Annotated in this window: 22 protein-coding genes; 13 read left to right on the forward strand and 9 right to left on the reverse strand. The window is 69.4% G+C overall.

Features of this window, described 5'->3' with window-relative positions; all coding sequences use genetic code 11:
- Window positions 1–26: 26 nt before the first annotated feature.
- The 3 genes from nadA to nadC are packed head-to-tail and all read left to right on the forward strand — an operon-like array spanning window position 27 to window position 3,492.
- Window positions 27–1,046 (forward strand): quinolinate synthase NadA, encoded by a 1,020-nt coding sequence (gene nadA, locus ABFX45_RS37065; RefSeq protein ID WP_346135229.1) that lies wholly within the window; start codon window positions 27–29, stop codon window positions 1,044–1,046.
- Window positions 1,046–2,659 carry an L-aspartate oxidase gene (locus ABFX45_RS37070; protein ID WP_346135231.1) on the forward strand — a complete coding sequence of 538 codons (1,614 nt, stop codon included), beginning with the start codon at window positions 1,046–1,048 and terminating at the stop codon, window positions 2,657–2,659. Before nadA ends, ABFX45_RS37070 begins: the two co-directional genes overlap by 1 nt.
- Entirely contained in the window at window positions 2,656–3,492 is an 837-nt protein-coding gene (gene nadC / locus ABFX45_RS37075) for a carboxylating nicotinate-nucleotide diphosphorylase (RefSeq protein WP_109633547.1), read from the forward strand. Before ABFX45_RS37070 ends, nadC begins: the two co-directional genes overlap by 4 nt.
- Here the strand turns inward: nadC and ABFX45_RS37080 are convergent.
- The 3 genes from ABFX45_RS37080 to ABFX45_RS37090 are packed head-to-tail and all read right to left on the reverse strand — an operon-like array spanning window position 3,463 to window position 5,114.
- Complete coding sequence (locus ABFX45_RS37080; RefSeq protein WP_112229684.1) at window positions 3,463–3,888, reverse strand: antibiotic biosynthesis monooxygenase; 426 nt, start codon at window positions 3,886–3,888, stop codon at window positions 3,463–3,465. The genes nadC and ABFX45_RS37080 overlap by 30 nt on opposite strands.
- A gap of 40 nt (window positions 3,889–3,928) precedes the next feature.
- Complete coding sequence (locus ABFX45_RS37085) at window positions 3,929–4,336, reverse strand: cupin domain-containing protein (protein WP_346135233.1); 408 nt, start codon at window positions 4,334–4,336, stop codon at window positions 3,929–3,931.
- A gap of 4 nt (window positions 4,337–4,340) precedes the next feature.
- Window positions 4,341–5,114 (reverse strand): carbon-nitrogen hydrolase family protein, encoded by a 774-nt coding sequence (locus ABFX45_RS37090; protein WP_346135235.1) that lies wholly within the window; start codon window positions 5,112–5,114, stop codon window positions 4,341–4,343.
- Between the two features lie 25 nt (window positions 5,115–5,139).
- On the opposite strand from ABFX45_RS37090, the gene ABFX45_RS37095 reads away from it, so the two are divergent.
- Entirely contained in the window at window positions 5,140–6,639 is a 1,500-nt protein-coding gene (locus tag ABFX45_RS37095; RefSeq protein ID WP_346135236.1) for an ABC transporter substrate-binding protein, read from the forward strand.
- Here the strand turns inward: ABFX45_RS37095 and ABFX45_RS37100 are convergent.
- The gene (locus ABFX45_RS37100) at window positions 6,632–7,123 is read right to left on the reverse strand and encodes a hypothetical protein (RefSeq protein ID WP_109633537.1); all 492 of its coding nucleotides are present in this window, start codon (window positions 7,121–7,123) and stop codon (window positions 6,632–6,634) included. The genes ABFX45_RS37095 and ABFX45_RS37100 overlap by 8 nt on opposite strands.
- 10 nt (window positions 7,124–7,133) lie before the next feature.
- Complete coding sequence (locus ABFX45_RS37105; RefSeq protein WP_233439288.1) at window positions 7,134–7,622, reverse strand: hypothetical protein; 489 nt, start codon at window positions 7,620–7,622, stop codon at window positions 7,134–7,136.
- 27 nt (window positions 7,623–7,649) lie between these two features.
- Here ABFX45_RS37105 and ABFX45_RS37110 point away from each other — a divergent pair, with 27 nt between their 5' ends.
- Window positions 7,650–8,774, forward strand: coding sequence for an aminotransferase class V-fold PLP-dependent enzyme (locus ABFX45_RS37110; protein ID WP_346135238.1), 1,125 nt, complete (start codon window positions 7,650–7,652; stop codon window positions 8,772–8,774).
- Here the strand turns inward: ABFX45_RS37110 and ABFX45_RS37115 are convergent.
- The gene (locus ABFX45_RS37115) at window positions 8,755–10,050 is read right to left on the reverse strand and encodes a M14 family metallopeptidase (RefSeq protein ID WP_346135240.1); all 1,296 of its coding nucleotides are present in this window, start codon (window positions 10,048–10,050) and stop codon (window positions 8,755–8,757) included. The genes ABFX45_RS37110 and ABFX45_RS37115 overlap by 20 nt on opposite strands.
- A 133-nt stretch (window positions 10,051–10,183) precedes the next feature.
- Between ABFX45_RS37115 and hisD the strand changes: the two genes are divergently transcribed.
- Genes hisD through ABFX45_RS37135 form a run of 4 tightly spaced genes read left to right on the forward strand, consistent with a single transcriptional unit; the run spans window position 10,184 to window position 13,354 of the window.
- Window positions 10,184–11,500, forward strand: coding sequence for a histidinol dehydrogenase (gene hisD / locus ABFX45_RS37120; protein ID WP_346135242.1), 1,317 nt, complete (start codon window positions 10,184–10,186; stop codon window positions 11,498–11,500).
- A complete protein-coding gene (locus ABFX45_RS37125; protein WP_109633528.1) occupies window positions 11,497–12,603 on the forward strand; it encodes a histidinol-phosphate transaminase in 1,107 nt (368 codons plus the stop codon). Before hisD ends, ABFX45_RS37125 begins: the two co-directional genes overlap by 4 nt.
- A complete protein-coding gene (hisB, locus tag ABFX45_RS37130) occupies window positions 12,600–13,199 on the forward strand; it encodes an imidazoleglycerol-phosphate dehydratase HisB (protein WP_109633525.1) in 600 nt (199 codons plus the stop codon). The genes ABFX45_RS37125 and hisB overlap by 4 nt, the downstream gene beginning before the upstream one ends.
- Window positions 13,199–13,354 (forward strand): hypothetical protein, encoded by a 156-nt coding sequence (locus ABFX45_RS37135; RefSeq protein WP_346135245.1) that lies wholly within the window; start codon window positions 13,199–13,201, stop codon window positions 13,352–13,354. Before hisB ends, ABFX45_RS37135 begins: the two co-directional genes overlap by 1 nt.
- Window positions 13,355–13,363: 9 nt before the next feature.
- On the opposite strand, the gene ABFX45_RS37140 is transcribed toward ABFX45_RS37135, so the two are convergent.
- The gene (locus tag ABFX45_RS37140; RefSeq protein WP_346135247.1) at window positions 13,364–13,966 is read right to left on the reverse strand and encodes a class I SAM-dependent methyltransferase; all 603 of its coding nucleotides are present in this window, start codon (window positions 13,964–13,966) and stop codon (window positions 13,364–13,366) included.
- Complete coding sequence (locus tag ABFX45_RS37145) at window positions 13,963–14,487, reverse strand: RNA 2'-phosphotransferase (protein ID WP_112230049.1); 525 nt, start codon at window positions 14,485–14,487, stop codon at window positions 13,963–13,965. The genes ABFX45_RS37140 and ABFX45_RS37145 overlap by 4 nt, the downstream gene beginning before the upstream one ends.
- A 280-nt stretch (window positions 14,488–14,767) precedes the next feature.
- On the opposite strand from ABFX45_RS37145, the gene ABFX45_RS37150 reads away from it, so the two are divergent.
- A complete protein-coding gene (locus ABFX45_RS37150; protein ID WP_346135249.1) occupies window positions 14,768–15,607 on the forward strand; it encodes an alpha/beta fold hydrolase in 840 nt (279 codons plus the stop codon).
- 705 nt (window positions 15,608–16,312) lie between these two features.
- Here ABFX45_RS37150 and soxR read toward each other — a convergent pair.
- Window positions 16,313–16,759 carry a redox-sensitive transcriptional activator SoxR gene (gene soxR / locus ABFX45_RS37155; RefSeq protein ID WP_233439397.1) on the reverse strand — a complete coding sequence of 149 codons (447 nt, stop codon included), beginning with the start codon at window positions 16,757–16,759 and terminating at the stop codon, window positions 16,313–16,315.
- A 73-nt stretch (window positions 16,760–16,832) separates the two neighbouring features.
- Here soxR and ABFX45_RS37160 point away from each other — a divergent pair, with 73 nt between their 5' ends.
- The 3 genes from ABFX45_RS37160 to ABFX45_RS37170 all read left to right on the forward strand — a co-directional run bounded on the left by ABFX45_RS37160 (window position 16,833) and on the right by ABFX45_RS37170 (window position 19,296).
- Window positions 16,833–17,495 carry a thiamine pyrophosphate-dependent enzyme gene (locus tag ABFX45_RS37160; protein ID WP_346135252.1) on the forward strand — a complete coding sequence of 221 codons (663 nt, stop codon included), beginning with the start codon at window positions 16,833–16,835 and terminating at the stop codon, window positions 17,493–17,495.
- On the forward strand, window positions 17,495–18,388 hold the full coding sequence (locus ABFX45_RS37165; protein ID WP_109633515.1) for a transketolase family protein: 894 nt from the start codon (window positions 17,495–17,497) through the stop codon (window positions 18,386–18,388). Before ABFX45_RS37160 ends, ABFX45_RS37165 begins: the two co-directional genes overlap by 1 nt.
- A 107-nt stretch (window positions 18,389–18,495) precedes the next feature.
- Window positions 18,496–19,296 (forward strand): hypothetical protein, encoded by an 801-nt coding sequence (locus ABFX45_RS37170; RefSeq protein WP_346135254.1) that lies wholly within the window; start codon window positions 18,496–18,498, stop codon window positions 19,294–19,296.
- Window positions 19,297–19,298: the final 2 nt, after the last annotated feature.

Here is a 19,298-nt window from a genome sequence, read left to right on the forward strand (position 1 = left end):
GAAAACCCTGGACCGAGGAGGCAGTCATGGTCGCTACCGCAACTGTGGAGCGAACCGCGTCAGGTGTGTTCGGTGGCGTCGAGCCGGACGCCGCGTGGCGCGACGAGGTGTTGCGGCTCGCGAAGGAACGTGACGCCGTCATCCTGGCGCACAACTACCAGCTGCCCGAGATCCAGGACATCGCCCACCACACCGGCGACTCGCTGGCGCTTTCCCGCATCGCGGCCCAGTCCGACGCGCAGACCATCATCTTCTGCGGCGTCCACTTCATGGCCGAGACGGCGAAGATCCTGGCGCCCGAGAAGACCGTGCTCATCCCGGACGAGCGCGCGGGCTGCTCGCTCGCCGACTCCATCACCGGCGCGCAGCTGCGCGAGTGGAAGGCGCAGCACCCCGGCGCGGTCGTCGTGTCCTATGTGAACACCACGGCCGAGGTGAAGGCGGAGACGGACATCTGCTGCACGTCGTCCAACGCCGTCGACGTGGTGCGCTCGATCCCGGCCGACCGCGAGGTGCTGTTCTGCCCGGACCAGTTCCTGGGCGCGCACGTCAAGCGTGAGACCGGCCGCGAGAACCTGCACATCTGGGCGGGCGAGTGCCACGTCCACGCCGGCATCAACGGTCCCGAGCTGGCCGAGCGCGCCGCCGCGAACCCCGACGCCGACCTGTTCATCCACCCGGAGTGCGGCTGCGCGACGTCGGCGCTGTACCTGTCGGGCGAGGGCATCGTGCCGTCGGAGAAGGTCAAGATCCTCTCGACCGGCGACATGATCACCGCCGCGCGGTCGACGAACGCCCGCAAGGTGCTCGTCGCGACCGAGGTCGGCATGCTGCACCAGCTGCGCAAGGCGGCCCCCGAGATCGACTTCCGCGCCGTCAACGACCGCGCGTCCTGCACCTACATGAAGATGATCACCCCGGCCGCGCTGCTGCGTTGCGTGCGCGACGGGCTGGACGAGGTGCACGTGGACCTGGAGACCGCTCGTCGTGCCCAGGGCGCGGTGCAGCGGATGATCGAGATCGGCAAGCCCGGCGGCGGTGAGTGATGGCCGCGCGCTGGGAGGCGCGGGCCGACCTGATCGTGGCCGGCACGGGCGTGGCGGGCCTGACCGCCGCGCTGCGTGCCCGTGAGCTGGGGTTGCGGGTCCTCGTCGTCACGAAGGCGGCGGGCGACGACGGCAACACCCGCTGGGCCCAGGGCGGCGTCGCGGTGGTCATGGAGGACCAGCACGACCCCGGCGACTCGGTCGCGCGGCACATCGAGGACACGCTGACGGCGGGCGCGGGCCTCTGCGACGAGGCCGCGGTCTCGGCGATCATCTCGGACGGGCCGGCGGCGGTGGCCCGGCTGCGGGAACGCGGTGCGGTGTTCGACGCCAAGCCCGACGGCCTGCTGGAGCGGACCCGCGAAGGCGGCCACAGCGCGTTCCGCGTCGTGCACGCCGGCGGTGACGCGACCGGCGCCGAGGTCGAACGCGCGCTGCTCAAGGCCACTGTGGACGGACGGGTTCCCCTGCTGGAGAATCACGTCGCGGTCGACACGGTGAAGACGCCGTTGGGTGCTGTGGGCGGACTGCTGGTGCTCGACGGCAACGGCGTGCCCGGTGTCCTGACCGCGCCGGCCGTGCTGCTGGCGACCGGGGGCATCGGCCAGATGTACCAGGCGACCTCGAACCCTTCTGTCGCAACGGGTGACGGCCTCGCCCTCGCGTTGCGCGCCGGTGCCCTGGCTGCGGACGTCGAGTTCATCCAGTTCCACCCGACCGTGCTGTACACGGGCCGCGGCGCACGTGGCCGCTGCCCGCTCGTCACCGAAGCCGTGCGCGGCGAGGGTGCCGTGCTGGTCGACGCGACCGGCGCCCGCGTGATGAAGGGCGTGCACCCGCTGGAGGATCTTGCCCCGCGCGACGTCGTGGCGGCCGCGATCACCCGGCACATGGCTCAGGAGCCCGGTGGCGTCGACGACCACGTCTTCCTGGACGCGACGTCGTTGCACGACATGGCTTCCCGCTTCCCGACCGTCTACGCGGCCTGCGTGTCCGTGGGCGTCGACCCGGCGGTGGACCCGATTCCCGTCGCTCCCGCTGCCCACTTCGCCTGCGGTGGCGTGGTTTCGTCCGTCGACGGCCGCACCGGCGTCACCGGTCTGTACGCCGTCGGCGAGGTCGCTCGCACGGGCCTGCACGGCGCGAACCGCCTGGCGTCCAACAGCCTGCTCGAAGGCCTGGTCTGCGGTACGCGCGCCGCCGAGGCCGTGGCGTCCGACCTGGCGCTGGGTCTGATCGCACCGGCTCGTGCGTCCGACGTCTCCCTGCCCACGGCCCCGGTCGCCGACCGCGACCTGCTCCAGCGCGTGATGTCGCGCTACGCCGCGATCGGCCGCGACGCCGAGGGCCTGGCCGTCGTCGGCTCGGTGCTCGATGTGTCCACTGTGGACAAGCAGCTGGAGTCGCGCGAACTGGTCGAGGACGCGGCACTGACCCTGGCCGCCCGCGCCCTGATCGCCGCCGCCGCCGAACGCACCGAGTCGCGCGGCTGCCACGTCCGCACCGACCACGTCGAGCGTTCCGGCTCGTGGCAACGCAGCCAGCTCGTCCGGCTCACCCCGACCGGTCAGCCCGTGCTGGCCGATCCTGTTCTGGCGGAGGGTGTCGCATGACCATCGACTGGGACGACGCGAACCGGGTCATCCAGCTCGCCCTGGAAGAGGACCTCCGCTACGGCCTGGACGCCACCACCCTGGCGACCGTGCCGGAGAAGGCGGTGGCGACCGCCGAGATCACGCCTCGTTCCGGCGGCGTGCTGTGCGGCGTTTCCATTGCACGCGCGGCCTTCCAGCGCTACCTGCCCGAGGTCGAGGTGCTGTCCGAGGCCGCCGACGGCGACAAGGCGGTACCCGGCGAGCCCGCGCTGGTGCTGACCGGCCCGACCCGAGGCCTGCTCACCGTCGAACGCACCGCGCTCAACCTGATCTGCCACCTGTCCGGCATCGCCACTCAGACGGCGCGCTGGGTCGATGCCGTCGAGGGCACCGGCGCCTTCGTCCGCGACTCCCGCAAGACGCTGCCGGGCTTGCGTTTGCTGCAGAAGTACGCCGTCCGCTGCGGCGGCGGCGTGAACCACCGCATGGGCCTCGGCGACGCGATCCTGATCAAGGACAACCACGTCGCCGCGGCGGGTTCGGTGGGCGCCGCGATCCGAGCCGCTCGTGCGCACGCGCCGGAGCTGCTGATGGAGGTCGAGGTCGACAGCCTGGAGCAGCTCGACGAGGCGATCGCCGAGGGTGCGGAACTGGTGCTGCTGGACAACTTCACGCCGGAGCAGTGCGCCGAGGCGGTTGCCAGGAGGCCGGAGAAGGTGAAGCTGGAGGCGTCCGGCGGGCTGACGCTGGACGTGGCCCGCCGGTATGCCGAGACCGGGGTGGACTACCTCGCGGTCGGTGGCCTCACGCACTCCAGCCCGTCACTCGACCTCGGCCTGGACCTTCGCTAGCGGCTGGTACCGCTCCACGCTGACGTGCTGGACGCCGGGAAAGTTCTGCACCCGGCGCCAGTCCGCGGTGCGTGAGCCCACACCGTTGCCGCCCGACACGGCGTCGACGTGATCCTGCGCGCTGACCCATTCCGCGTAGTTGATGACGCGCTTGCCGTCGTCACGGATGTGAAAGGCGGCGGTGATGCCGCCGGGATGCGGGTTCGGCTCGCTGGCCAGCGCCACGAACACCGAGTCGACCCACGCCCGTGCGGTGGCCTCGTCCTCGGTGTCGACCGTGACGAGCACGACGCAACCGACCTGGCGTCCGCGGCTCGGGTAGCTGCGGCGGTAGAGCCGGTAGCCGTCGAGGTCGGTGCGGCTGCGGACGAACTGGGGCAGGACGGGAAGAGTCATGCCCCAGATCCTGTGATCTCGACCTGGCTGGAGGTCAAGCTCACTCGAACGAACAACCCGGATTCGGCTCGTCGCGCGACAGCGGTGTGCCGGCCGGGTTCACGTACAGCACCTGCAACACCATCGGCTCGGTACCGAGGTTGCGCCCGATGTGCACGTGATGGGGCTCCTCGATCACCGTGTCACCGCGGTGGTGCACGAACGAGGTGGTGCAGTCGGACATGGTCCGCGTCAGCACGTCCTTCTTGACGACGGCGTACAGAGTGCCGTCGTGGTGGTGCCAGCCGGTGCTGCCACCGGCGGCGACGGTGATCTCGCGGATGACGTAGTCGTTGCCTGCGGCCGACCACTTGGCGATCTCGCGCGCCGTCACCCCGCGCGAAGGCGTGGCCGAGGCGACGCCGGAGAACAACAGCAAAGCGGCCACCACGGCCGAAACGATGCGCATGAGATCAACGTAGCCGTCGGTTCGCCAGCACCGGCAGTACCGAGCGTGCTTGTTCCGTTGCGCCCGGATCAATTTCCGCGACCGCGACCTCCGGCTTGTCGGACAGCTGCAGAGCCACGTTGCCGAACGGGTCCGCGACCGTGGAGTAGCCGATCCCGGTCGGCGCGGACGAGCCCAGGTCGCCGGGGTAGGCCTGCCCGCACGCCACCACCCAGGACGTGCAGTCCAGGGCACGCGCGCGCACCAGCAGTTCCCACTGCTCCTTCTTGCCCGGCCCTGCACCCCACGACGCCCCGACGAGCACCGCCGACGCGCCCTTGTCCGCCAGCGCGCGGAACAGTTCTGGGAAGCGGATGTCGTAGCAGGTGGCGACGCCCAATGTGACGCCGTCCAGTTCGAAGACGACGGGTGACGAACCGGGGGCGACCGTGCGCGACTCCTGGAACCCGAACGCGTCGAACAGGTGGATCTTGTCGTAGCCGAGGTGGATGCCGGGCCCGGTCACCAGCATCGTGTTCGTCACGCGGTCGCCGGACGGCGTGAACATGCCCGCCACCACCACGACGTCGTGCGAAGCGGCGATCTCGTGCACCGCGGAAGCCCACGGACCGTCCAGCGGCTCCGCGACGGGACCGAGCGGCACTCCGAAGCGGCACATCGTCGCCTCGGGCAGCAGGACGACCCGCGCGCCGTCGGCCCGGCGCACCGCGTCGCGGACGAGCTCCAGGTTGGACCGGGGGTCCGTCGTCGAGCTGATCTGGCTCACAGCGATGCGCATGAGGATCACTGTAGGGTCCGGAACCGTGCGTTTCCCACTGCTTCTCGTCGTGTTGCTGGCCGTCGCGGGCTGCACCGAGACCGCGCCGCCCCGCCCGGACGGTGGCTCGAACGGCACGTCGATCGTGCTCGCCGACCGCGACGAGCCGGCCACGCTGAACCCGTTGCTCGGCTACGGCGCGCAGGGCGTGTCGAAGATCTACGACGGGCTCGTCGAGCACCGCCAGGACGGGTCGCTCAAGCCGCAGCTCGCCGCCGACCTGCCGGAACCGGCTGCGGACGGGCTGAGCTGGACGGTGAAGCTGCGCGGTGACGTGAAGTTCACCGACGGCAGCGTGTTCGGCGCCGAGGACGTCGTCGCCACCTACACCGCGGCGCTGCAGAACCCGGTCAAGGACAGGTTCAGCACGCTCAAGAGCGTCGAGCAGGTCACCCCCTCCTCGGTCCGCTTCACCCTCAACCAGCAGCACGCCGCCTTCCCGCACCTGCTGGTGCTGGGCATCCTCCCGAGCGAGCAGGCCAACCCGAACGGCCAGCCCGTCGGCACCGGCCCGTACAAGGTCACCGAGTGGAAGAAGGGCGACCGGCTGCTGCTGGACGCCAACGAGAGCTACTTCGACGGTGCGCCCAAGATCAAGAAGCTGACCGTCGTGTTCGTCACCGACGACAACCAGCGCGCCCGCCGCATGCAGGACGGCGAGTTCGACGGCACCGTCCTGCCGCCCAAGATCGCGGGGCAGTTCTCCGGCAGGTCCGGGCTGCTCGTCCAGTACCACCGCAGCGCCGACTACCGCGCCGTGCGGCTGCCCGCGGCGAACCCGGTGACGGGCAACGCCGGCATCCGCCTCGCGCTCAACTACGCCGCGAACCGCCAGGGCATGATCGACAGCCTCCTCGACGGCAAGGGCACGATCGCCTACACGCCGGTGCCGGACGCGCTGGCGGAGGAGTTCGACCCGACCGCCAAGTTCCGCTTCGACAAGACCGAGGCCGCCCGGCAGCTCGACGCGGCGGGCTGGGTCGCCGGCGCGGACGGAATCCGCGTCAGGGAAGGTGTGCCCGCCCGGTTCACGCTGATGTACCCGCTCGGCGACGACCTGCGCGCAGACCTCGCCACGGCGTTCGCGGCGGATGCCAAGGCCGTCGGCGTGGACGTGCAGCTCGCCGGGCTGTCGTGGGAGGCGATCCGGCCGCGCATGGGCCAGGACGCGCTGCTCTACGGCGAGGGCTCCCCGTTCGACCCGGACCTGATGCTCTACGACCTGCGCGGCCAGGGCAGCCCGGCCGCCGACGCGGCGCTGGAGAACGGTCGCAAGCTCATCGACCCGGCGCAACGGGCGGTGGCGTACAAGCTCTTCCAGCAGGCGTTCATCGCGGTGCCGTCGATGGCCGTGCTGGTCTTCCCCGAGCACGCGTACGTCATGCGCGACTCGTGGAACGGCTACCAGGCCGTGGTCGACCCGAACTCCTACGGCGCGCTCGCCTGGGGCCCGTGGTGGAACCTCGACAAGTGGGAACCTAAGTAGTCCTGGAGTTGATCTCGCGGACGGCGCGTTCCGGGTCGTCCGCCCAGAACTCGACGCGCTTCACCCGCCGCGCGCCGGTCTTGCCGAGGTCCACGAGCTGCGGCTCGCGGAACGGCACGGACACGTTGGTCTTGGTCAGCGACTGGATGACGAGCGCGTCGCCGATCACCTCGACGCTGCGCTGCCCCTTGTGGATGCGCTCGGTGACCTGCGCGGCGCCGAGGTCCGCGGTCGGGATGCGCCAGTCGAAGAACCCCAGCTGACGAAGTCGCAGCTCGTCGTCGGTGACGGTGTGCGGCTGGCGGTGCAGCACGTAGAGAGCGCCCGCGCAGACGATGGTGTTCAGCACGCCGAGCACGATCAGCGTGATGAGCAACCACGGGATGTCCAGGGCGAACGCGACCAACGCGACCCCGACCGCCGTGATGATCAGGAACCGCCAGTACCGCGGCCTCATGCGCTTGCCGTAGGGGATCTCCACCATGTGGCGGAGCCTATTTCCGCAGCGCGCGCACCATCTCGTCGGGGCTGTCGGTCCAGAACTCGATCTTCGTCACCTCGTGCACGCCGCGCCGGCCGAGATCGATCTCCTGCGGCTTGTTCAACCGCACGGAGACGTTGGTGGAGTTGGAGATCTCCAGCACGAGCGTTCCGTCCACAACGGACCGCGTCTTGTTGAGCGACCGGCTGGTCATGCCCTGCGTGACGCTTTCGATGGCCGCCAGCGGAATCCGGTACTCGAACTCGCGCGCGTACCGCAGCCACAGGTGCTCGTCGTCGATCTCGTGCTTGAACTTGTAGAGCATCCACAGCATCCAGCCGAGCAACAATCCGCTCAGCAACCCGAACACGAGCAGCACGGCCCGCAGCCAGAACCACGGCACCAGCAGGTCGACGAGCAGGATCTCCAACGGCGTCAGCACGAGGAACACCCACAAGAACGGCCGGACTTGCGCGCTGTACCCGAACGAGCGAACCCCCATGCACCTGATGGTGGCACAGTTGTGCGAGTGAGCGACCTGATCTTCTTGGACAGCGCCGGTTCGTCGATCCCGCCAGCCCCGGTTGTGGACGAGGTGATCGGCCATCTGAAACGGGAAACCGAGATCGGTGGCTACCGTGCCGCCGCCGAACGCCGAGACGACCTGGAGGCGGGCTACGGCGTCCTCGCCGAGTTCTTCGGGTGTCACCCGTCCGAGGTCGCGTTCACGGACAGTGCAACTCGATCATGGTTGGCGGCGTTCGACGCGGTGCCACTGGAAGCCGGAGACAGAATTCTTGTCACCGAGGCCGAATACGGTGGCAATGCGATCCCGGTTCTGCGCCGAGCGGCGGAGACCGGGGCGATCGTCGAGGTCGTTCCTTCCGACATCCACGGCCAGGTCGATCTCGACGCTCTGCACCTTGACAACCGGGTCAAGCTGATCTCGCTCGTCCACGTGCCGACGAACGGCGGCTTGGTCAACCCCGTGAATGAAGTGACTGCGGCGGCCCACGAGGTCGGTGCGCTGGTGTTGCTCGACGCCTGTCAGTCGACGGGGCAGCTCGACCTGCGCGGGCTCGAGTACGACATGCTGGCGTGCACCGGCCGCAAGTGGCTGCGCGGACCGCGCGGTACGGGCGCTCTGGTCGTGCGCGACGAGGTGCGCGAAAGGCTCCACCCACGTCTGGTGGACCTGCACAGCGGCGAGTGGACCGGGCCCCTGGAGTACCGGCTGCGTGACGACGCTCGGGTGTTCGAGCTGTGGGAGTGCAGCATCGCCGACCGGCTCGGCCTGATCGCGGCCGCGCGCTACGCGCTGGAGATGGGCCTCGACGTCATCGAAGCCGAGGTCGCCGACCGTGCCAAGCGTTTGCGGGAGGGTCTGCGGGCCATTCCCGGCATCACCGTGCGCGATCTCGGCGTGCGACAGTCGGGCATCGTCACCTTCACGTCGGATCGGGTGCCGGCGCTGGAGCTGAAGGACCGGCTGTGGGACCTCGGCGTGGCGGTCACCGTGTCGCAGGCCGGCTCGACGCGGATCGACATGACGAGGCGTGGCCTGGACGAAGTAGTGCGGGCCTCCCCGCACTACTTCGTCACTCCTGAGGAGATCGGTCAGGCGCTGGAACGGATCAGCAGGATTGCCCGATGACCCGCTTCACGCAGTCGGAGTAGCTCAGGAACAGGTCGACGGCACGGTCGTTGCGGGCGGTCTGCGCCGCGATGACCGTGTCGCGCGGGTAGAAGCCGTTGAGGCCGCCGCTGCTCGGGTACAGCTCGAAGGTGTAGGCCCAGATCTTGTGCTGGCCCCACATCCAGTCGTCGCTGGTGCCGTCGGTGATGTACAGGTCGCTCGCCTGCTCCGGCGTGTAGCCGTTGGTGGCGGCCATCTGCCGGCCGAGCGTCTGGAACGCGCGCGCCTCGTCCGCGTTGAGGCCGGTGTCGGTGTCCGCCTTGGTGTAGCCGTACGGCCACAGCACGAGCTCCGAGAACGAGTGGAAGTCGATGAACGTCTTGATCTGCTGGGTGCCACCGACCACGCGCGAGTTCACGAAGTCGCGGATGCGGGCGGTCTCCGGCGCGGAGAACGCCGCGGTGCCGCGGTAGGTGTCCGACGTCGAGCTGCCGCTCGAGCCGCCGCAGCAGCCCCACTTGTAACCCCAGTTGCGGTTGAGGTCGGTGCCGTTGCCCTGGCGGTTCTTGCGCCAGCCGCGGAACGAGCCGGTCGCGATGTCGTACTCGGCGCCGTCCGGGTTCATCATCGGGACGATCCAGACCTCGCGGCTGTCGACCAGGTTCTTGATCGCCGGGGTGGCGTAGTTGTCGGTGTAGCGCTTGATGATCTGCAGGCACTGCTCGACGGTCAGGTGCTCACGGGCGTGCTGGCCGCAGACGAACAGCACCTCCGGCTCGCTCTCGTCGGAGGCCACGTTGTCGCTGAGCTTGAGTGCCCAGATGTCCCGGTTCTGGAAGCTCTTGCCGATGCTGCGCATGCTCGTGAGGCTCGGGTGGTCGCGGACCGTCTGCTGCAGCTCCGCGGTCATCTCCGCGAAGTTGTGGTAGCCGGTGTAGCCGGACGGGAAGTCCTGGGTGCCGACCTGACCGGGCTGCGGGTCCTTGAAGTCGACCTTGCCGAGGCTCTTGAGCTGCTGCTCGAAGTCGCCGACGTACTTGATCGGCAGACCGGTCGCCTGCAGGGCCTTGTACTGGGACTTGTCCGCGACCACCGAGACCGTGGTGAGCTTGGTCGCACCGAGCACGTCGACACCGATCTCGGCGATCTGGGTGCGTTCGGCCGAGGTGTTCGCGGTGACTTCGAGCAGATAGCGGCCGGAGTCGGCGGCACTGGGTGTCGCCATGCCCGCGACCAGCACGGGCAGGCAGATTGCGAGCACTGCGGCGATCTTGCCGCGGCTCTTGCTGAACATCTTTCCTCCATCATCAGCAGGGGTTTGCGACGGAGTGGTGCGCAACCGAGCGTGGCCGTGCGGTAACAGGCAGAGGTAGCGCCGTTAGCGGGCTGACCGTTGACAGAATTCGGCAGGAACTACCCTGTAAGGCATGCTCAGCCGCATCGACCTGCGAGGTCGCACCACGACTCCCGCTCAGCTGCGCGCCGCCGTGCCGCGCGCCGAGATGGACGTGGACGTCGCGCTGCATCAGGTGCGTCCGATCGTGGACGCGGTCGCGGCTCGTGGCGTCGAGGCGGTTCTCGAGTACACGGAGAAGTTCGACGGCGTTCGTCCCGCTTCTGTCCGTGTGCCCGCTTCGGCGATTTCGTCCGCTTTGTCCTCGCTGGACCCGGCCGTGCGCGAGGCGCTGGAAGAGGTGATCACGCGCACCCGCCGCGTGCACGCAGACCAGCGCCGCACCGACACGACGACGCAGGTCGTGCCCGGCGGCACCGTCACGGAGAAGTGGGTGCCGGTCGCGCGCGTCGGTCTTTACGCGCCGGGTGGTCTGGCCATGTACCCGTCGACCGTGGTCATGAACGTCGTGCCCGCGCAGATCGCCGGTGTCGAGTCGCTGGTGGTGTGCTCGCCGCCGCAGGCCGAGTTCGGTGGCCTGCCGCACCCGGCGATCCTGGCGGCCGCCGCGCTGCTCGGCGTCGACGAGGTGTGGGCCGTGGGCGGCGCGCAGGCGCAGGCGCTGATGGCGTACGGCGGCGTGGACACCGACGGCGGTGAGCTGGCTCCTGTCGACGTCGTCACCGGTCCCGGCAACATCTACGTGGCTGCGGCCAAGCGGCTGCTGCGCGGTCTGATCGGCATCGACGCGGAGGCGGGGCCCACCGAGATCGCGATCCTCGCCGACTCGACCGCCGACCCGGCGCACGTGGCAGCCGATCTGATCAGCCAGGCCGAGCACGACCCGCTCGCGGCGTCGGTGCTCGTGACCGACTCCGTCGAACTGGCCGACGCCGTGGACGTCGAGCTGGAGCGCCAGATCGGTGCCACCAAGCACGTCGAGCGGATCCGCACGGCGCTGGGCGGCAAGCAGTCCGGGTGCGTCCTGGTGTCCTCTGTGGACGAAGGAGTCCGGGTCGTCAACGCCTACGCCGCCGAGCACCTGGAGATCCAGACTCGGGATGCGCACGAGGTGGCGGGGCGGATCCGGTCCGCCGGCGCGATCTTCGTGGGCGCGTACTCGCCGGTGTCGCTCGGCGACTACTGCGCCGGCTCGAACCACGTGCTGCCCACGGGTGGCTGCGCGCGGCACTCGTCCGGGTTGTCCGTGCAGACGTTCCTGCGCGGCATCCACGTGATCGACTACTCCCGGGAAGCACTGCGCGAGGTCGCGGACAAGGTCGTCGTGCTTGCCAACGCCGAAGACCTGCCCGCGCACGGGCAGGCCGTCACAGCGAGGTTCGCTCGATGAAGCCAGTCGTCGGCGCGCGGGTGGAGCTGTCCGATCTGCCCCTGCGCGAGGATCTGCGAGGTCGCACGCCCTACGGTGCGCCGCAGCTCGACGTGCCGTACCGCTTGAACACCAACGAGAACCCGTACGCGCCGACTGATGCGCTGGCCGCTGACGTGGTCGCCGCGGTGGCGGAGATCGCCGGTGAGCTGCACCGGTACCCGGACCGGGACGCGGTGGCGTTGCGCGAGGACCTGGCGGCGTACCTGACCGAGTCGACGTCGGTCACGCTCACCGCCGAGAACGTGTGGGCCGCCAACGGGTCCAACGAGATCCTCCAGCAGATCCTGCAGGCGTTCGGCGGGCCGGGGCGGACGGCGCTGGGCTTCGAGCCGTCGTACTCGATGCACCCGATCATCGCCGCCGGCACGCGCACGGAGTGGTCGCCGACGCCGCGCCGTCCCGACTTCTCGCTGGACGTGGAGAAGGCCGCGGCGGTGATCGCCGAGACGCGGCCGGACGTCGTGTTCGTGACGTCGCCGAACAACCCGACCGGGCAGTCGATCCCGCTGGAGGACCTGCGCCTGCTGATCGCGTCCACCTCGGGCATGATCGTCGTGGACGAGGCGTACGCGGAGTTCTCGTCGCAGGAGAGCGCGATCGGGCTGCTGGACGAGTACGGCTCGCGGCTGATCGTCTCGCGCACGATGTCGAAGGCCTTCGCGTTCGCGGGCGGGCGGCTGGGCTATCTCGCCGCCGCGCCGGCCGTGGTCGATGCTCTGCAGCTGGTGCGGTTGCCGTACCACCTGTCGCAGTTGACGCAGGCGGCCGCGCGGGCGTCGCTGCGGCACGCCGCCGAGACGCTGGGCTCGGTGGCGAAGCTGGCCGCCGAACGCGACCGCGTGGTGGCGGCGTTGACGGGCATGGGCTTCCAGGTCGTGCCCTCGGACGCGAACTTCGTGCTGTTCGGCTGGTTCGAGAACGCGCGCGAGGTCTGGAAGTCCTATTTGGACCACGGCGTGCTCATCAGGGACGTCGGAATCGCGGGTCACCTGCGGGTGACCATCGGAACGCCCGAGGAGAACGACGCTTTCCTCGCGGCCAGCAAGGAGGTCAGCCGGTGAGTCGCGTTGGCAAGGTGGAGCGCACCACCAAGGAGTCGTCGGTCTACGTCGAGATCGACCTGGACGGCACCGGCAAGGTCGAGATCAGCACCGGCGTGCCGTTCTACGACCACATGCTCACCGCGTTCGGCGTGCACGGCTGCTTCGACCTGATCGTCCGCGCCACCGGTGATGTCGAGATCGACGCCCACCACTCGGTCGAGGACATCGCGATCGTGCTGGGTCAGGCGCTGCGGGAAGCGCTGGGCGACAAGAAGGGCATCCGCCGCTTCGGCGACTGCTGGATCCCGATGGACGAGACCCTCGCGCACGCCGCGGTGGACGTCTCCGGCCGCCCGTACACCGTGCACCGCGGCGAGCCGGAGCAGTTCAACTCGTTCGTGATCGGCGGCAACTACCCGTTCGTGCTGAACCGGCACGTGTTCGAGTCGCTGGCCTTCCACGCCCAGATCGCGCTGCACGTGCGCGTCGAGTACGGCCGCGACCCGCACCACATCGCCGAGGCCGAGTACAAGGCGATCGCGCGTGCCCTGCGCGCGGCCGTGGAACCGGACCCGCGCGTCGGCGGCATCCCGTCGACCAAGGGCGTGCTCTGATGCCGAAGGAAGTCGTCGTCATCGGCCTGCTGGCCCTCGCGGGCTTTCTGGCCGGTGGCGTCTACTCGACGTGGAAGACCGCCAGGTTCATGGCGATCATCCTGCTGGTGCTGCTCGTGCTAGCGGTCGGCGGCGCGGTCCTCTGGCTCGTCTAGCGCCGCGCCTCACCTGCGGGCGAGCACCCAGTGGAACGTGGCAGGGTCCGGTTCGTGCATGGTCACCAGGTCGTCGATGACGATCTCCATGTGCTCGGCGAGGAGCTCACGGTTCTCGGCAGGAGTGTTGCTGCCGAAGAACATCTCGACGCCGAGCCAGGTCTCGGTGACGTCCGGCGTGCCGGTGCCGAGCGAGGCCAGGAACAGCCCGCCGGGCTTCAGCCAGCGCGTGATCCTCGCGATGAGCGCAGGCTGTTCGGCGCGCGGCACGTGCAGGATCGAGTAGAACGCGGCGATACCGTCGAAGATGCCGTCCGGAAAGTCGAGCGCAGTCATGTCGGCCTTCTCGAACCGCGCGCCGGGCACGTTGGCGCGGGCGAGGTCGAGCTGCTGCCGGGACAGGTCGACGCCGAGCACGTCGTGCCGTTCGGCGAGCTTCCGCGTGACCGGCACACCGGCGCCGCAGCCGAGTTCGAGGACCTTCGCGCCGGACTCCAGCCGCCTGTCGAACTCGTCGAGGTAATGCAGGCGCGGATCGTCGGCGATCTGCGCTGACCAGGCGAGATAGGTCCGCGCGATCGCGTCGTAGCCGGTCTCGACGATCTCTTTCACGGCACCGAAAGGTACTGCGCGGGAACGTGCCGGGTCAGCCAGACCCCGTTGGCGCTGAGCCGGAACTCGTGGCCGTCAGCGCTCATCGCCTTGGCGTCCACCGTGAGGATCAACGGCCGGCCACGGCGCGCGCCGACCCTGCGCGCAGTCTCGCGGTCGGGCGAAAGGTGCACGTCGTGGCGCGACATCGGCCGCAGCCCGTCGCGCAGGATGTCGTCGAGGAACTGCGCGACCGTGCCGTGGAACAACGTGTCCGGCGGCGTAGCCGTCGGCAGCCCGAGGTCCACCTCGACGCTGTGCCCCTGGTTGGCCCGGATCCGGTCGCCGTCGATCGTGAAGCGTTTCTTGTCGTTGCGGTCGACAACCTCGCGCAACTCCTCCTCGGAAACACCGAGGGCGTCCAGGAGATCGGTCACCGGCACCCAACCGGCCGGGTCGAGGGTGAGCCCGACGCGCTCGGGCTTGTGCCGCAGCGCCTTGGACATCCGCTTGGACAAGCGGATCATTCTGTCTTCTTCCATGGCCTTCAGCAAAGCACAGCGCGTCCACCTCATTTTGCGGTTCGATGGTGTCCTGTGTGGCCAGCACCAGGGGGCGCGTCGGCAGGTCGCCGATGGCGCTGGCCGCCGCAGGCAGGCCTCACTCCAACGGGTGAAGCTTGTCCAGATTTCATGCCTGACGCCGTCTGTCAGGTGTCCGGAAAACATGGTCATCTTCGCCCCGCAAGAAATGAGGAACGCGGGGGCGGACGTGGGATCGAGGAAGGGTGGACGATGTTGAACCACGAACGGCAGGTAAAGGATGTGGCGTGACCGGCTGGTGCCAGGAGAGCCGGAGATCTTCGTGGCCTGGCAGGAGGGAACCGCGGACCGGACGCTGCTGGCGATCCACGGCGGCCCCGACTGGGACCACAGCTTCCTGCGCGACCCCCTGGAACGGCTGGACTGCCGCCTGCTGCTGCCAGACCTGCGCGGCTGCGGAAGGTCGGGCCGCGTACCGGAAGAGGAGTACCACCCGGACGGCCTGATGCAAGACCTGCTGCGAGTGCTGGACGCGTTCGACGTCGAGCGCGCGGACGTGCTCGGCCACTCCTACGGCGGCATGGTGGCGCAACGCTTCGCGATCACCCATCCGTCACGCGTGCGCAGCCTGATCGTGTCGGGCAGCAGCGTGTTGCCGTTGCCGCCGGACGCCTTCGCCGGGTGGACGGAACGCGACGAGGTCCTGGCCCGCCAGGAAGACCCGTGGCAGCGCCAGGACCTGACACCCAAGGAGCGTACGCGAGCAGAGGCGTTCGCGTCGGCGCCCGCCAACATCTGGCGCGCCGAGGCGATGCCCGGCTACCTGCGCCGGCTGGAGGAAGTACGGTTCGGCGCCCAGTGGCTGGCGCCGTTCCTGGCCGGGACGCTGGTGTCGCCGCGGCTTCCCGATGCGGCGCAACGGATCGCCGAGCTCGACATCCCGGTGCTCCTGCTGCACGGGCGCCAGGACATGACGTTCCCGGTCGACCTGGTCGAGCCCACGCTGGAGCTGATCCCGCGGGCGCGCGCCGTCGTGCTGGAGGAGGCGGGGCACATGGCGCACGTCGACGAGCCCGACGGGTACCTGAACGCGGTGCGGGAGTTCCTGGCGGCGGGCTAGGGCGGTGGATTGGAGCTTGGCAAGGCCTCGGCGTCGGGTTCGGCGGGCGTCGGGCGAGGCTGAGTGGCGCGGTATGGCAGGGCGTTTGGGCCCGGCGGCCGGGTTGAGCGAGGCTGGACGGCGGGGTTCGGGTGGAGCCGCAGCGGCGGTTCAGGCGGGATTCGGCAGGGTTCGGCGGGCTGGCGGCGGATTTGGCGGGGTTGCGAGGGGCTGAGCGCGGGTTCGGCCGGGTTTGGCTGGGGTTGGAGGGGGCGAGCGGCAGGTTCGGCGGGGTTTGGCGGGGGGCTGAGCGGCGGGTTTGGCGGGGATTTGGCGAGGGGCTGAGCGGCGGGTTTGGCGGGGGATTTGGCCAAGGGGCTGGGCAGCGGGTCCGGCCGGGTTGGCGGGGCTGAGCGGCGGGGTTCGGCCGCGGTTTAGCCGGGTTGGGCGGCGGATTGGACGAGGACCGGGCGGGCGGGGCCTGGCCCGGTTCGGCGAGCGCTGGGCGGAGGCTCGGCGCGGCTTGGCCGGAATCTGGGGCCCGGCAGCTGGATCAGACGTCGGTGGGCGGGCCCCAGGTGGCGGGTTCGGTGGGTCTGGGCGGGGACTGGGCGGCGTGGCTGGGTTCTGGCGGGGCTGGGCGGCGGGTTTGACCGGGTTTGACGGGGTTAGCCGGCAGGTTTGGCGAAGGCCAGGCGGCAGGCCAGGTGGGGATTCGTCGGCAGGTCAGAGCGTGCCGCCCTCCATCACAGGCTTGAGCCGCGGCGCCCCCGGCCCGTTCGAAGCCTGCTCGTCGTCGATGTTCTGCAACGCACAGCTGCGCAGCGACAGGCAGCCGCACCCGATGCATCCGGTCAGCCGGTCGCGCAGCCGGTACAGGGCGTCGATGCGGGCGTCGAGCTCCGACTTCCACGAGCGGGAGAGACGTTCCCAGTCGGACTTCGTGGGGGTGCGGTTGTCGGGGAGCTGGGCGAGGGCGTCGCGGACGTCCTCGAGGGTCAGGCCCACGCGTTGCGCGGTGCGGATGAACGCGAGGCGGCGCAGCACCGAGCGGTGGTAGCGGCGCTGGTTTCCCGCGGTGCGGACGGAGGTGATCAGGCCCCTGTCCTCGTAGAAGCGCAGGGCTGTGTGGGGGACACCGCTGCGTTCGGCCACCTGGCCGATGGTCAGCATTTCCGGCAACTTGCTCACGGGATCATGGTAGCCGCTTGACCTCCAGCATGGTGGAGGTTGAACAGTTGGTGGCATGCAACGGATACCAGAGCTCTTCGCGAGGATGACCGGGGACGAGAAGCACGAGTGGGCGGCAGCCTCCACGATCGACGTGCTCTGGGTCCTCTACGACCGCGTCCTCAACGTCACGCCAGCCACCGTCGACGACCCTGACCGCGACCGGTTCCTGCTCTCGAAGGGGCACGGGCCGATGGCCTACTACGCGGTGCTGGCGGAGAAGGGTTTCATCGACGAGTCCACTTTGGACGAGTGGACGTCGTGGGACAGCCCGCTCGGCCAGCACCCCGACCGGATTCTCGTCAACGGTGTGGAGATCAGCAGCGGCTCGCTCGGGCACGGGCTGCCGATCGCGGTCGGGACGGCGATCGGGCAGCGGGTCGGCAAGAGCAGGGGGCGCACGTTCGTGCTGGTCGGCGACGGTGAGCTGGACGAGGGCAGCAACCACGAGGCGATCGCGGTGGCGGCACGGCTCGGGGTTGCGAACCTCACCGCGATCGTGATCGACAACCAGTCCGCCATGTACGGCTGGCCCGGTGGTATCGCGAGCAGGTTCGCCGTCGAGGGCTGGCAGACCGCCGAGATCGACGGCCGTGACCACGAGGCCATCTTCACCGCACTGACCGCGCCGCACGACCGCCCGTACGCGGTCGTCGCCAAGATCGAGAAGAGCCACTGATGACGACGATGCGCCAAGCCTTCATCAAGACGGTCAACGAGGAGATCGAGAACGACCCGCGGATCGCGGTGGTGACGGCCGTGATCTCCAGCAACGAGTTCCCGCAGGAGAACGAACGCGTCGTGGACGTCGGGATCCGCGAGCAGACCATGGTCGGCGTGGCGGGCGGGCTCGCGCTGGCCGGGTTGCGGCCGGTCGTGCACAGCTACGCGCCGTTCCTCGTGGAGCGGCCGTACGAGCAGATCAAGCTCGACATCGGGCACCAGGACGTGGGCGCGGTGTTCGTCAGCATCGGCGCGTCCTACGACGACCCGGTGTGGGGGCGCACGCACCAGTCTCCTGGCGACGTGGCGTTGTTCGACACGCTGCCCGGCTGGACCGTGCACGTGCCCGGACATCCGGACGAGGTCACGCCACTGCTGCGGCAGGCGCTCAAGGACGACAACCGGGTCTACGTCAGGCTTTCGCTGCACGAGAACAGCCAGGCGTATCCGGTGGGTGAGGGATTCACCGCGCTGCGTCACGGAAAACGCGGTGTGGTGCTCGCCGTCGGGCCGATGCTCGACCGTGTGCTCAAGGCGGTCGACTCGGAAAACGCCGACGTCACGGTGCTTTATGCGGCCACGATTCGACCGTTCGACTCGGACGGACTGCGCAAGGCGGTGGAGGAGACCGACCACGCCGACGTCATGGTGGTGGAGCCGTACCTCGAGGGAACTTCATCTCATCTAATTTCCGAAGCGTTGCAACTAATCCCGCACCGTGTGCGTTGTATAGGCGTCAAACGACACGCAGAGCTCCGCAACTACGGCACGGCCGAGGATCACGACGCCGCGCACGACCTCGACGTGGTGGGTCTGGGGAGCGCTGTGCGGAGTTTCTTCAGGGGGTGAAGAAACATGTTCGCAGTCATGGGGGATGACTGGACCGGCGCGCCTTCTCGCGCCGTTTAGGGGGAGTTCAGGGGGAGGGGGCGCACGATCAGGCAAGATGCCCGATCGTGCACACCCCGCGTGTGGTCATCTGGACCACATCAGACCCGGAGTCGACACGGACGGCGCTGAGCAGACGACTCGCCCGGCCGCGGTTGCTCGTGCCCGTTCCGCACGGCACGTTCGTGCTCGGCCCGGATCCGCACACCTCCAGCACGTTGCTGGACAACCTGCGCATCGTGAACGGTGTGCGGGTGGGTCTGGTGTGGACGGAGAGCACCGCGTGGATCGTCTACTTCGACGGCACGGTCCGCGGCTGGCGTTTCGGCCCTGACGACTCCTTCGAGCCGGCGCCGCCCAAAGGCCTGCCGGACGGCTTGAGCTGGCTCACCGACGCGGTCGAGGCCGTGCGCGAACACGGCGTGATCGACGGCCTCGGCGCGTTGCGGGTCGCACTGGAGGCCGCGGGCTATCCGGCGGACGCCGTCGCGATGGTCAAGATCGACGGTGGTGAGGTCGACGACGCGGTACCGCACCACGAGAAGAAGTGGTGGGAAACGCTCCTCGGCGAACGGCACGGCATGGCCGAAGCGCCGGGCAAGCCGTTCACCGCGGGTGGCCCGCTGAAGGTCGCCGCGCTCCAGGTCGGGACAGCGCTTGCCATGCTCGTGGTCTTCGTCTTCTTCGTGGAGGAAGGGGTCTTCCCGGACGCGTTCACGTTGGTGATGCTCGTGCTCGGCGGGCTCGCGCTGCCGTTCGCCGTCGCACACGGCGCCTTCTCCGTGCACCGCTCGCGCCGCCGCGATCCGTTCCCCGAACGCGACATCCTTGGCATGTCGGCCTGGGCCCGCGCGGCCGACGAGGAATGATG

Source organism: Lentzea roselyniae, from assembly GCF_039537795.1.
In the GTDB taxonomy this organism is placed as follows: domain Bacteria; phylum Actinomycetota; class Actinomycetes; order Mycobacteriales; family Pseudonocardiaceae; genus Lentzea; species Lentzea atacamensis.